This is a genomic window from Thioclava electrotropha (assembly GCF_002085925.2).
GTDB lineage: Bacteria > Pseudomonadota > Alphaproteobacteria > Rhodobacterales > Rhodobacteraceae > Thioclava > Thioclava electrotropha.
Map to the genome: position 1 here is coordinate 2,541,258 of NZ_CP053562.1, position 13,099 is coordinate 2,554,356.

General features: G+C 62.0%; 10 protein-coding genes and 1 tRNA gene. 4 read left to right on the forward strand and 7 right to left on the reverse strand.

What is annotated here, in order from left to right:
* The 4 genes from AKL02_RS12085 to rpsD all read right to left on the reverse strand — a co-directional run bounded on the left by AKL02_RS12085 (window position 1) and on the right by rpsD (window position 3,611).
* A complete protein-coding gene (locus AKL02_RS12085) occupies window positions 1-606 on the reverse strand; it encodes an extensin-like domain-containing protein (RefSeq protein ID WP_108722348.1) in 606 nt (201 codons plus the stop codon).
* Window positions 603-1,529 (reverse strand): prephenate/arogenate dehydrogenase family protein, encoded by a 927-nt coding sequence (locus tag AKL02_RS12090; RefSeq protein ID WP_083077440.1) that lies wholly within the window; start codon window positions 1,527-1,529, stop codon window positions 603-605. Before AKL02_RS12090 ends, AKL02_RS12085 begins: the two co-directional genes overlap by 4 nt.
* On the reverse strand, window positions 1,526-2,626 hold the full coding sequence (gene hisC, locus AKL02_RS12095) for a histidinol-phosphate transaminase (RefSeq protein WP_078520975.1): 1,101 nt from the start codon (window positions 2,624-2,626) through the stop codon (window positions 1,526-1,528). Before hisC ends, AKL02_RS12090 begins: the two co-directional genes overlap by 4 nt.
* A 364-nt stretch (window positions 2,627-2,990) precedes the next feature.
* Window positions 2,991-3,611: a 30S ribosomal protein S4 gene (rpsD, locus tag AKL02_RS12100; RefSeq protein WP_078540514.1), complete on the reverse strand. Its 621-nt coding sequence runs from the start codon at window positions 3,609-3,611 to the stop codon at window positions 2,991-2,993.
* A gap of 442 nt (window positions 3,612-4,053) precedes the next feature.
* Here rpsD and AKL02_RS12105 point away from each other — a divergent pair, with 442 nt between their 5' ends.
* The 3 genes from AKL02_RS12105 to AKL02_RS12115 all read left to right on the forward strand — a co-directional run bounded on the left by AKL02_RS12105 (window position 4,054) and on the right by AKL02_RS12115 (window position 7,670).
* Complete coding sequence (locus tag AKL02_RS12105) at window positions 4,054-5,235, forward strand: sugar ABC transporter substrate-binding protein (protein ID WP_083077442.1); 1,182 nt, start codon at window positions 4,054-4,056, stop codon at window positions 5,233-5,235.
* Window positions 5,236-5,241: 6 nt separating this feature from the next.
* Window positions 5,242-7,347, forward strand: a complete 2,106-nt coding sequence (locus AKL02_RS12110) for an ATP-binding cassette domain-containing protein (RefSeq protein WP_165756958.1) — start codon at window positions 5,242-5,244, stop codon at window positions 7,345-7,347.
* Window positions 7,348-7,545: 198 nt separating this feature from the next.
* Window positions 7,546-7,670: transfer RNA gene (locus AKL02_RS12115), tRNA-Ser, on the forward strand.
* A gap of 161 nt (window positions 7,671-7,831) precedes the next feature.
* Here the strand turns inward: AKL02_RS12115 and AKL02_RS12120 are convergent.
* Both AKL02_RS12120 and AKL02_RS12125 read right to left on the reverse strand, forming a co-directional pair.
* Complete coding sequence (locus AKL02_RS12120) at window positions 7,832-8,956, reverse strand: tyrosine-type recombinase/integrase (protein ID WP_083077443.1); 1,125 nt, start codon at window positions 8,954-8,956, stop codon at window positions 7,832-7,834.
* A gap of 377 nt (window positions 8,957-9,333) precedes the next feature.
* Entirely contained in the window at window positions 9,334-9,696 is a 363-nt protein-coding gene (locus AKL02_RS12125) for an ACT domain-containing protein (protein WP_083077451.1), read from the reverse strand.
* Between the two features lie 919 nt (window positions 9,697-10,615).
* Here AKL02_RS12125 and AKL02_RS12130 point away from each other — a divergent pair.
* On the forward strand, window positions 10,616-12,289 hold the full coding sequence (locus AKL02_RS12130; RefSeq protein WP_083077453.1) for a plasmid recombination protein: 1,674 nt from the start codon (window positions 10,616-10,618) through the stop codon (window positions 12,287-12,289).
* A gap of 71 nt (window positions 12,290-12,360) precedes the next feature.
* Here the strand turns inward: AKL02_RS12130 and AKL02_RS12135 are convergent, their stop codons facing one another.
* Window positions 12,361-13,053 carry a DNA-binding protein gene (locus tag AKL02_RS12135; protein ID WP_083077454.1) on the reverse strand — a complete coding sequence of 231 codons (693 nt, stop codon included), beginning with the start codon at window positions 13,051-13,053 and terminating at the stop codon, window positions 12,361-12,363.
* Window positions 13,054-13,099 lie beyond the last annotated feature (46 nt).

A 13,099-nucleotide genomic window follows, 5' to 3' on the forward strand; every position in this document is an offset into this window, starting at 1 on the left:
TTAACGGCAGTAAGCCCCGCCGCGGTAGCTGGCCACGTCCACGTGGATGTGGTCCTGATGGAAGCGATCCGATTTCGGCCCCAGCACGGTGCCGAACGGGCCGCAGGCCGATTTGTGCATCCGCTTGATCACCCGGCCCCGGCGCCAATCCTCCAGCACGCTCAGCGTCTTGCCGTTGCGCAGGACCACGCCCGAGACGTCGATTGCGTTGCCCTTGGCATGTTCGGACAGCTTCGCGCCGGGCTGCGAATTGCGGCTCCGGCAGGAATAGGAGGCTGCGATGCGGATCGCCTCGATCCCGCCGCCGCGCCGCCCCACCGCCGGTTTGATCCCACGATCCACCCAGCGCTTGAAGGACTTCGCCGCCGAGCAATTCACCCGAACCGGCGAGGTCAGGCGGATACCGGAGACGGAGGTGATCTGAACCGGATCGGCGATGCCGCAGCGCCCCGGCCCGTCGATCGGCGCGATATGCGCGCCTTCCAGCCCCGCAATGCCGCAAAGCTCGCCCGACGAGGAATAGCGCGCCGAGCGCCGATCTTCACCGCGCCCGCAAGAGCCAAGCGCCACCACTGCCGCAAGTGCGATCAGCGCCGCTACTCTCATGCGTCTTTCTTCGGCGCACCGCGCCCGAAATCGGGCGCATCCGTATCCTGCCCGGCCTCGATGATGCCGCGGCGGATCGCGCGGGTGCGCGTGAAATAGTCGTGCAGCATGTCGCCATCGCCCATGCGGATCGCGCGTTGCAGCATGAACAGCTCCTCGGTGAAGCGGCCAAGGATATCGAGCGTGGCTTCCTTGTTGGTCAGGAACACGTCGCGCCACATCGTCGGGTCCGAGGCCGCGATCCGGGTAAAATCGCGGAAACCCGTAGCGGAATATTTGATGACTTCCTCGTGGGTTACACGACGAAGATGATCCGCCACGCCAACCATCGTATAGGCGATCAGGTGCGGCGTGTGCGACACGACCGAGAGCACGAGATCGTGGTGATCGGGCGCCATCTCGTCGGTATTCGCGCCCATCGCCTCGACCAGAGATTTCAGCCGGGTCAGCGCCTCGGGGTCCGTGCCCTCGATCGGCGTGAACAGCCACCAGCGATTGGCGAAGAGCGTCGCAAAGCCCGAGCGCGGGCCGGACTGTTCCGTCCCCGCCAGCGGGTGGCCGGGAATGAAATGCACCCCCTCGGGCACATGCGGACCGACCGCGTCGATCACCGCGCGCTTGACCGAGCCGACATCGGTGATCGTAGCCCCGCGGGCCAGATGCGGAGCGATCTCTTCGGCGATCTTCGCCATCGCGCCGACCGGCACACAGAGCACAACCAGATCCGCGCCCGCGACGGCCTCGGCGGCGGTCTCATAGACGGCATCGACCAGCCCGATCTCCAGCGCGGTGTCGCGCGTCTCGGCGGAGCGCGCATGACCGACGATCTCGCCCGCCAGGCCCTTCTCGCGCATCGCATGGGCCATCGACGAGGCGATCAGGCCGAGCCCGATCAGCGCGACCCGCTGGTAGAGTTGGCTCATCTGGGCACCTCAATCCCGCCTGCCTTGAAGACGCCGATCAGATGCGCCACGCGGCGGCAGGACGGTTCGTCGCCCACGGTGATGCGCAGGCAGTTAGGCAGGTTATAGCCCGCGACCCGGCGCACGATGATGCCTTCGGATTTCAGGTAGGTATCGCAATCGGCAGCCTCCTGCTCGGAGGCGAGACGCGCGAGGATGAAGTTCGCCGTGGAAGTATCTGACGGAACGCCCTTTTCCGCCAGCGCTTCGGCCAGCCACGCGCGCAAACGGGTGTTGTCATCGCGGCATTTGTTGACCCAGTCCTGATCGCGCACGGCGGCCTCTGCAGTCTCCTGCTGCGCGGTCGAAAGGTTGAACGGCCCACGGATGCGGTTGAGCACGTCGATCACCTCGCGCGAGCCATAGCCCCAACCGACGCGCAGCCCGCCGAGACCGTAGATCTTCGAGAAGGTCCGCGTCATGAAGACATTGGGCAGGCGCGTCGCCAGCTCCGCCCCGCCGTCATAGCCTTCGACATATTCCGCATAGGCCGCATCGATCACCAGCAGCGCGCCTTTCGGCAGCCCCGCCGCCAGCCGCTCCAGCTCCGCCAGCTGGATCATCGTGCCAGTCGGGTTGTTCGGATTGGCGAGGAAGACGAGCTTGGTCTTCTTGGTGCAGGCGCTCAGGATCGCATCGACATCGGTCGTGCGGTCGCGCTCCTTGACCTCGATCGGGGTGCCGCCCGCGGCCATGGTCGAGATGCGATACATCAGGAAGCCGTGCTCGGTGAACACGACCTCGTCGCGCGCGCCGACATAGGCCTGGCACAGGAAGTGGATGATCTCGTCCGAGCCCACGCCGCAGATGATCCGGTCGGGGTCGAGCTTATGCACCTCGCCGATCGCCGTGCGCAGCTTGGCATGGTCGGTCGGGGGGTAGCGATGCATCGAATGGGCGCATTTCGCGAACGCGTCCTTGGCCTTGTCAGAGGGGCCGAACGGGTTCTCGTTCGAGCTGAGTTTGACGGCATCGGTGCGCCCCGCCACATGGGAGGCGCCGCCCTGATAGAGCTCGATGTCCATAATACCGGGCTGGGGGCGAATATGCGTGGTCATTGTGCACTCCTGAATCGTGGCCCGAGTTCTATCCGCCATGGCGCGACAGGGCTAGTGAGAAGATCACCCGCATAGCAGACGCGGCAGGGATGCAACGGGTGAGTGGCGAACCCCGCCCGGATCAGCGGCGCAGCGGCCCGGGCAGCGCCCGACCGCCCCCTCGGGCGGGCGCTTTGGTGGCGTCAGCGCGCGGATCGAGGTTGTCCGGATTTCGCGAGATTAAGCGAAGACCACGAAACGGGGCGCGCCCACCCGGCGGCCGGGCCCTGCCCTCGGCTCGTATCGCGCCACCCCACTGCCCAAAAGAAAAAGGCCGCGCCCCGGGGGCACGGCCTTTTCCGAATGATCGGCGAAGACTGAGAGATCAGTTCTTCGCGTAGAATTCGACCACGAGGTTCGGTTCCATCTGAACCGCGAAGGGCACGTCGGACAGAGCCGGGGTGCGCACGAATTTCGCGGTCAGTTTGTTGTGGTCGACTTCGAGGTAATCCGGAACGTCGCGCTCGGGCGACTGAACGGCTTCGAGAACCAGAGCCATCTGCTTGGACTTCTCGCGGACTTCCACCACGTCGCCTTCTTTCAGGCGGTAGGAGGGGATGTTCACTTTCTTGCCGTTCACGAGCACGTGGCCGTGGTTCACGAACTGGCGCGCAGCGAAGACGGTCGGGACGAACTTGGCGCGGTAGACCAGCGCGTCGAGGCGGCGCTCGAGCAGACCGATCAGGTTTTCACCGGTGTCGCCCTTCACACGCTCGGCTTCGGCGTAGATGCGGCGGAACTGCTTCTCGGTCAGGTCGCCGTAATGGCCCTTCAGCTTCTGCTTGGCGCGGAGCTGGATACCGAAGTCGGACAGTTTGCCCTTGCGGCGCTGACCGTGCTGGCCGGGGCCATATTCACGACGGTTGACGGGCGACTTGGCGCGGCCCCAGATGTTCTCGCCCATGCGGCGGTCGATTTTGTACTTGGCAGACGTGCGTTTGGTCACGGCTGATCTCCTTCATTATTGTTTCGAAGGGCGTTGTCCTCCTCCGGGCCTCGCGGCGACCGGCGACAGGTTTCCTCTTGCGAGGTCCACCAACACCAATGAATAATCCCGGCAACTCGCGTTACCGGAATGGCGGGCTTATACAGCGGCGCGCGCAGGTGTCAACCACTCCGGGTGCCACATCGGTGCCGCGCGAAGTCAGCCGCTCGTCTCCCCTACTCTTCTTACTTGCCCCGGAATACCACGGCCTCGCAGTTTCGTGAGTGTTTTGTGTTCGCCACCCCCCTGTTCAGAGCAACATTTCAAGCCATGATTGCGCTAACGGGACGCGTACCGGATGCGCGCCCCGGCGCTGCCCTGTCCGCAACCGGCACAGGCGGCGCGCTGGGGCAAGGCGATGCCACCCCACGGGAGGAACCCATCCGGCCTTAGGAGGATTATAATGAAAGACATTCGTCGCTCGACGTGCGGAACCGCCGCGCGTCTCGCCGGAACCAGCGTTCTCGCGCTTGGCCTGATTGCAGGTGCCGCGCAGGCTCAAGGCGTCACCGCCGACAGCTTCGGCGCTGATTTCGCCGCCATGGGCCAGCTCAAGGACGTCGCCGCCAAAGGCAAAGGCAAAGTGGGCGTGCTGCTGCCCGACACAGCAAGCTCCGCCCGCTACACCTCGTTCGACGAGCCCTACCTGAAGAAAGCCTTCAAGGAGGCGGGCCTGTCCGCGGACGATCTGATCATCACCAACGCGCAGGGCTCGGAAGCCGACCAGCTCACGCAGGCGCAGACCGATATCAGCCAGGGCGCGACCGTTCTGCTGATCGACCCGATCTCCTCGGGCGGCGGTGCGGCTGTCGAGAAATACGCGAAAGAGCACGGCGTCGCGGTCATCGACTATGACCGGATCACGCTTGGCGGCTCGCGCGACTACTATATCAGCTTCGACAACGAATATGTCGGCGAGCTGATCGGCAAGGGCATGGAACAGTGCCTCAGCGACTGGAACATCGAGAAGCCGAATATCCTCGTGATGGCGGGCTCGCCCGATGACAACAACGCCACCCTGTTCAAGCAGGGCTACATGAGCGTGCTGAAGCCGAAATTCGACGATGGCAGCTACACCAATGCGGGCGAGCCCGCAGGCACCTGGGACCCGTCGGTCGCACGGACCACCTTCGAGCAGCAGTTCACCGCGCATCAGGACATGAACGCCGTCGTCACCCCGAATGACGACAACGCAAACGCGGTCATCTCCTATCTCAAGACGCTGAAAGTGCCGCCGAAAGCCTTCCCGACCACCGGTCAGGACGCGACGGTCACCGGCCTGCAGAACGTGCTCACCGGCTACCAGTGCGGTACCGTCTACAAGCCGATCTACCTCGAAGCTCAGGCGGCAGCCGCGCTCGCGCTCTACATGCGTGCTGGCGACACTCCGCCCGACGGCCTCGTCAACGGCAAGGTCAATGACAGCCAGGGCGGCATGGACGTGCCCTCGATCCTGCTCAAGCCGATCTGGGTCACCCCGGAGAACATGGCCGACACCGTCGTGAAAGACGGCTTCGTCGACACCTCCAAGCTCTGTGCGGGCGGCGCGGCTGACGCGTGCAAGGCCGCAGGCATCGGGAACTGATAGCCAATGATGGACACGGGTAACGGTACCGGGTCCCTGACGGAGGATCGCGACGCGATCCTCCGTATTCGGGGTCTGGAAAAGAGCTTCGGTGCAGTTCAGGCGCTCAGCGGGGTCGATTTCGACGTCCGCCCCGGCGAGGTGACGGCACTGGTCGGTGACAATGGCGCGGGCAAATCCGTGCTGACGAAAACCATCGCTGGCATCCATGAAGCCGATGGCGGCGTAATCGAATGGGAAGGCAATGAGGTCCGCGTCCGCTCGCCCCGCGACAGTGCGGAGCTGGGCATCGAGGTCGTCTATCAGGACCTCGCGCTGTGCGACAATCTCGACGTCTTGCAGAACATGTTCCTCGGTCGCGAAATCCTGACGAACGGGATGCTCGACGAGGACGCGATGGAGCGCGCCGCGGCAGAGACGCTGCAAGGGCTGCGCGTGACCACGCTGCGCTCGATCCGCGCGCCGGTCTCGGCGCTCTCGGGCGGTCAGCGGCAATCGATTGCGGTCGCCAAGGCCGTGATGTGGAATTCCAAACTGGTGATCCTCGACGAGCCCACCGCGGCGCTCGGCGTGGCCCAGACCGGTCAGGTGCTGCAACTGGTGCGCCGCCTCGCCGATCAGGGCCTTGCAGTGGTGATGATCTCGCACAACCTCAACGACGTCTTCGCGGTCTCCGACCGGCTCGCGATCCTGCGTCTGGGCGAGATGGTCAGCCAGGGCCCGATCGAGGAATACGACACCCAGCGCGTGGTCGAACTGATGACCACGGGCAAATCCGATCACGTGGTCGAAGCCGGTGCGATGCGCGCCGCCGCCTCGATCGCGGCAGAAAACGCCAAGGATGTCGCGGCGCAACGCGAGGCGTCGGGCGACAGCGGCCCCTCCGCCGTGGTGGGCGCCACGACCGAGGATCAGAGCTTTGCAAGCTACCTCTCGCGCACATGGGCGAAGATCAAGGCAGGCGAAAGCGGCGTGCTGCCGGTTCTTCTGGGCTTCGTGCTGATCTCGCTGATCTTCCAGTTGCAGAACCCGAAATTCCTCTCGCCGGGGAACGTCGTGAACCTGCTCGTTCAGGGCTCGGTCTTCATGATGATCGGGATGGGACAGGTCTTTGTCCTCTTGCTGGGCGAGATCGATCTGTCGCTCGGCTTCGTGGCCGGGATCGGGGCGACGGTTGCGACGTTGCTGGTCGCGCCGGGTACCGACTGGCCCTGGTGGGCGGCTGTCGTAGCGGGCCTGGCCGTGCCTGCGGTACTGGGTATCTTCCAGGGCTCGCTGATCACGCGGCTCAAACTGCCCTCTTTCGTGGTGACGCTGGCGGGCCTTCTGGGCTTCAACGGGCTGATGATCCAGCTGCTGGGCGCCGGGGGAACGATCCCTGTCGCGAGTGACACGATCAACAACTTCGCCAATGGCACGCTGAGCCCGCTGATGGGCTGGCTGATGACCGGAGCGGTGGTTCTGGTCTTCGCGATCATGACCTTCCGCAAGGATGCAAAACGCCGCCAGAGCGGCCTCGTCGCGCCGCCGGTGGGCCTCACCATCGCGAAGATCGCGGCCGCCGTGATCGCGGGTATCGTGCTGGTGACGATCTCCAACATGAACCGCGGCGTCGCACGCTTCCCGCTCTCGGGCATGCCGTGGGTGATCCCGATCGTCTTCGCGGTGCTGCTGGCATGGTCCTTCCTGCTGGGACGGCTGAAATTCGGCCGCTATGTCCTCGCGATCGGCGGCAATGCCGAGGCTGCGCGCCGGGCGGGCATCAACCTGCGCCTGATCCGGACCGCAGCCTTCACGCTGGCGGCGACGACGGCGGGTCTGGGCGGCATCATCTACGCCTCGCGCCTGCGCTCGATCTCCACCAGCTTCGACGGCGGCACGATCGTGCTCTATGTCGTCGCGACGGCGGTGATCGGCGGCACGTCCCTCTTCGGCGGGCGCGGTCATCCGATCCACGCGATCCTCGGCGGCGTCGTGATCGCCGCGATCGTCAACGGCATGGCGCTTCTGGGCCTGCCGGCGGCGGTGCAGCTGATGGCGACGGCGGCGGTGCTGCTTGCGTCGATCACGGTCGACGTGGTGGTGCGCCGGCGCGGCGAGACGACCCGCTAAGCCAAGCGAAACCCCTTGAAAACGGAACGCGCGCGAGTCATCTCGCGCGCGTTTTTCATGGCGACCGGCGCCCCTGCCCCGTGCCGACCCGCGCCCCCGCCTGCGCCATCTCCGCCCCACGCGAGAAATCGCAAACCACCCGAATTTCCGCCGAAAAACCGCTTGTCTCCCCCCGAGACGATCCCTATACGGGTCCGCGGAGACGTGGCCGAGTGGTCGAAGGCGCTCCCCTGCTAAGAGGGCGGGCACCTTCAATAAAACAAGGTGTTTCACTCATAATTTCTTCGAAAATTCGACGAATTGACAAATGCTTGTCATCTCTGCCTGCGGTTCACCATCGGTTGCTGCCGTTTAACGAAGCTCAAACCAACAAACTTTGAAGCGCGTTGGCAGCGAGGCCCCCATCGGAGGGCGCCCCACTCCGATCTCTGCAGTCTTCGGCCTGGGAAAATGCCCGGAGGGCATACCCTCCGAGCGAATTGGCTTACCTGCGAATAGTTACCAGTTCACCGTATTTGACTGGTCCACCGATGTCCTCGCGAAAGTCCCACCCGTGCTGAAGCAGGCGATTTCCGAGATCCTTCGGCGCGACCTTACAATACCGGTTTGCAGTGTCCGATTTATTCCACCCTCCGAGGTCGACGAGGCGCCTAAAATCTTTCGTCTGCGCGTAAAACCAAGTCGCCCAAGTATGGCGCAGCGTGTATGGAACCACGTCCTTTCCCAGACCTGCCGCCTCCCGGATCTTGTTGAATGCTCCAGCCATCTGTCCACCACCATTTTCGCGGGGCACGTAGGGCTGCCCGTCGGGCGCGAGGAACGCCGAACCTCTTTCTGGCACGTCTCCGATTAGGTCAATCGAGCGGGCCGGAAGCAGGACGAAACGCGCACGATAGGTAGTCTTCGTGCCATCCAACCACCACTCAGACGTGGCGGAATTCCAGTTTTCCGCCTGCGCTGCGAAGGTCTCGCCCGGTCCCGCCCCTCCACCGAGCATGAACGCTATCTTTTGAAGCGTTCTCAGATGTGGATCATGAAGCCCAGCCTTATGCGGGTTGCACGCGAAGTATAACACCCTTTCCACCTCTTCTGGCGTGAGCCACCGGGTCCTTTTTGTGTCGTGACTTTTCTCACGCCCCGTTCCCTGCGCGAAGTTGATGATCGCCTTGATCGGCGTTTTCAACTGGCGCTTGACCGTCTCAGGTTTCGCATGCGGGTAGAGCGCGGCTGCGGCCGCCGCGATCGTCAACGTGTCAATATCTTCGATCATAGTGTCTTCACCGAAATACTCGATGATGCGGGGCAGGAAGCGTTTCTCTTTGCCCTGTTGCATGTAGCGAAGAGCCGCCAAATAGAACGGCGTCTTCGTTGGCCGCTCTACTGGAGCTGGGGCCTTCATTTCATCCCAGGCCTCCGAATAAAAGCGTTTCGCCTCCTCGTTCGCCCGGCTCTTCATATCGAAAGTGCGTACGCCAAGGCGGCGTCGAAATCGTCGTCCGTCGATGACGAAGTCGACGGCCCAGTCGCCAGCTTTCTCGACCCAGTAAGGGTCCCACGGATTGCGTTTTTCGCGGTTCTTCCCGCGTGCCTTTTTGGAGATGTCTTGCATTCCAGTGCGTCCTTAATGTTCTGGATGTGCTGCGGATAGAAGACCCGCCGAGTTCCACGGTAGGCACAGATGTTGACCCCACTTTTCTCCAGCTTCTGCAGAACCGTGGAAAAGCGACCGTAGCTGTGCCCGATGACGGCGGCGGCTTCCTTTTGCCTTAACGGAATGACGGTCCAATCCTGCATGGTCATATTGCGCTCCTCGAGAAGTCTTCGGTGACGGGCACACCGGATCGTTTTCCGGGTCCCGAGGAGGAGGTCGGCTCGCCGAAAAGCGGATAGCCGAAACTGTGATTAGGGTTTGATATCTCCCAAAATCACGGCACGGAGCGGAAGGGATGACCCGCGTCGGAGTACTCCCGACGCGGTTAGAGGGGATCACATGCGCTGTGCTGCCTGTGCGAGATCGGCGAAGCGGGCGGCATACCAACGAAGACCGGCGTCTACGTGGAGGCGTTTGCCAGTGTCGACGGGGAGCGGGTGGAATTCCTCCGCTCGCAGCGACAACAATGTGTCGCAGGCCTCTTCGAGTGCGAGCCGTAACTCCATAGTCGTCACGCCCGGCTTGAGGCACTGCTCAATTGCAAACCGAAACGCGGGACCGGTTACGCTTGGAAAGCGGCGCAGGAGGTCGTCCAAACCTGTGCCATGACGGGCGAGGAAGCTGCGGACCAACCGCTCGGCCGTCGAGCGCGGAATGCCGGTCTTTGGATCAATAGTGACGAGTTCTTGCTTACCCATTCGGGGTCTCCTCAGCAGCCGCTGGACAGCACCATGCTGTCCGAAACTTCGGTGCCGTTCTTTCAAGACCGGCGCGCAGGAGGACGCGCCGGGTGGACCAGAGGCGAAAGAGTGCGCCTCCGTTCCGCGAGGACACCCGCGGGTGTTCCGGTCCGCAGTGTTGCTTGCCCTCGTTCAAATGAGACCTTCATCAAGCCGCGGCTTGCGAAGCCGGTTTCTCGAGGAAAAACCGGCTTCGGAAACCGCGGCGCTGTCGCGTGTCGGGAAAGCTATGTGTAGAGCCCCATACGATGAAAGTATCATGATGTGAGATCATTTCATGAACAGTCAGCTCGCCGGCAAAAGCGACCGTGCAGGCTAATGTCCAACGCGCAACTGCGGTGGTTGTGAAGTAGCCACGGCGCTTAGTGTCCTGATGGCGAGCATTATCATGTTTGTGTCGACAGCTCCGCGCGCATAAGCGTTAGTCATAAATCTTATATTTTCGTATGCTTCCTCTTCGCCGCGTCTCAACGAAAGGACACGGCGACGAGGAGGCATAGGGAGATCCTTTATTCTGCTATGCCTGTTCTTCCGGTCGTGTTGTTCACGATCGCGCAATGGGAGAGGTCCAGGAGAGGGCTCACTCTCCTTGGCTGGCGCGGGGAGCGCGAACAGGAGGGATGCCAGCCGGCGGGAGGAGTGTGGAACGACCTCCCGAGAGGCCGCCCGCCATGCGGGTGCCCCGCTGGAAGCGCGGGGTCTCGGGGCAGCGCCCCGTGCGAACGAAAGAGCTGAGAGCAAGGAGCCGAAGGCGGTGCGCTCAGCTCAATAGTGAGTAAAGAGCTGAGCGCATCCGAAGGATGAACAGCTTCGACGGCTCAAGCACATAATCCTGGAGAGATTTCAGAAAGCCCGCTCAGGGGCGTAATTCACCTTCATGGAAAAGGCGAAAAACCTCATCGTGCTGCGCTTTAAGAGGGTCAGCACAAACGGTCTTGGCGGGATCGAGGCGCATGGCAAGCGGCAGGGTGAGACGCCACATGTTGACCCATCACGGACCGGCCTGAACTACTTTCCGGTTGGCCACGCCGATCTCCGGAAGATCGCAGATGCGCGGATCGTCAACATTCAGAAGCGCAACATCGCTCTCAAACGCGAGTCGTTTAAGCGTCGACGCAGGAAGTCCGAAAGCGAAGAACTTGATGCGGCGGAGGAATCCGCGGGCAGAAACCCCAAAGCGCTGGCAAAGGTCATTGGCGAGGCATGGGATCCGAAGAACGAGAAGCCATGGGTCGAGTGTATTCTTTCGGCGTCCCACGACTGGTTTCTTGATGAGAACGGCAATCAGGATCCGGCAAAAGTCGCTGAGTTCGACGCCTTCGCAGTCGGTTATCTTCAAAAGGAATTTGGCACTGAACTGATCTACGCGCGGATCGACGCTGACGAAAGGACGCGCCATTTGTCCGCCGTGATTGCGCCGGAGGCACGTGAGAAGCGGACGAAGCGATACATACTCAGCCATGCGCAGCATCACCTATTCGGTCAAGTTGAAGAGATCACGGTTGCCGGTGAAAATGGGCAGGAAGAGCAATGGGAGCGCCGAAGCTATGAGCTCTTTCAAGATCGAGTCGCTGATTACGCAAAATCACAAGGTCTTGGTCTGAAGCGCGGCCAGCAAAGGGCCGCCCGAGAGCGCAAGAAGCGGATGGCTGGCAAGCAAGTCATCAAGGTTCGCAATGTCTCCCCCTCCCGCGGCCGTGAGCTCGCGGAGGTTCTCGTTGGCGAGGGAGAAGCTCACCGAAAAAAGAGCCTCGACGAACTCGATGCGGCGCGCAAGCGCATACGCCGAGCTGAGGCGAGGGAGCAGGCAAAGCTGGAAGCCAAATTGGCTGCCGTCGAGCTTGGCCTCGATATGCTGGAGACAGGAGAAATCAGCTATCGCCCGGCGAGGGAGGGTAAACATGAGGGCATCACTATGGTCGGCGGAAAGATTAACGAGGCCAAGGCGGATGGTATCCGGACGCTCCTTGAACCTGGCCAAAAGTGGCTACTCGGCATTGCTCGTCGCTTCTTCACCTTCCAGCAGACCATGAATACGAAGACTGCGGAATTTCAGCGGGAGGCAGCCGAACAGCGGCGCCGATCGCGGGTTCTTACCGACGAAGAGGCGCGCAGTGCCGTGCGTCTCCCATCGACAATCCGCGAGATCATTCATGGGATCGCCCGAGGGGCTCTGCGATCCCGTGCTGCAAATTATTCAGAAGACGATTTTCTCGGTGCGATCCCTGTCGCGTCAGACGATCCAAAGGACGTCGAACCGCACTTGGCTGCGTGTGACGGAATGAATAATTCAGAGATCCGCGCTGCCTGGCTCGCGACGGCCGACGCGCGCATACTTTGCGACGAGAGCCCAAAGCTGCAGCATGCATACATGAACGGCTGCGGGCTGCTGCTTGCAGTGGCAGAGGCTCGGGGCCTTGACCTGAATTCGGGTGTGCATTCTCCCGGTCAGGCGACCGACCCTACGAAGGCCCATCTGCATACCGACTCCGTCCCGAAACCGATCCGTGTAAAGTGGAAAACCCGGATCCGCGAGCGGGTCCGGGGATGATGGCGTTGGCTGAGAAAAATCATCAAAGTTTGCGCGACAGCGTTCGCGGTCAAGGAACTCGCAGAAATCACCTACTCGGCAGCGACGTCATTCGCTCCAGCGTTGCGTGACGTGTCAACGGGGCCACCGCCGAACATGTCGAGTTGTTCCGTATCTTCACACCTAAGGGCCACTTCCGCTAACGCAGCATCATCTTGGTTCTCCCCCTTGCGAAGACCATCAGATACTTCCCCGTTGAGCTCATTAGGTGAAATAAATTTGAAGGAAAGCCGCTCGGCCAGACGGCCCTCGAGCCGTGCGATCTCCATCCTCGCATTCACTAAGCTCTCCTTCACTTCAGCGAGCGCCGCTTCGGCCTTCTCGGCACGGTCGGTCGCGGCGTCGAGGTCAGCTTCCACAATCAGCATGTCGCTTTCGCGTTCCGCGTCGAATAGGTTTCGCTTCTCCAATTCGGCGGCATAGTAAGCTTTGATGGCCGCGACGGGCTCATCAGCTTTCTTCCAAATCAAGCTCCACATCTTCATATTCATCTCGACCACTTCATCGGGCATGGGCGGAACAGCGGACATAGTTGCTGCATGCGCCTCGGCCTCCTCCCGATATTCTTTCACGATGGTCTGGACGTCTGACATCGACGCGCCCTGTTTGTTGTCTTGAAGATATTTTAGCACACTCTGATTCGTAACCGTTCCCGTCTTTTCGACTTCTCGGACGGCCGCCAAGATACGTTTACGGACAGCGGCGCTGGGTGTTCGTTTGGCCATTTTTGGCTCCTCTTGGTATTGGTAAACGCCGGTAATACCCATACCG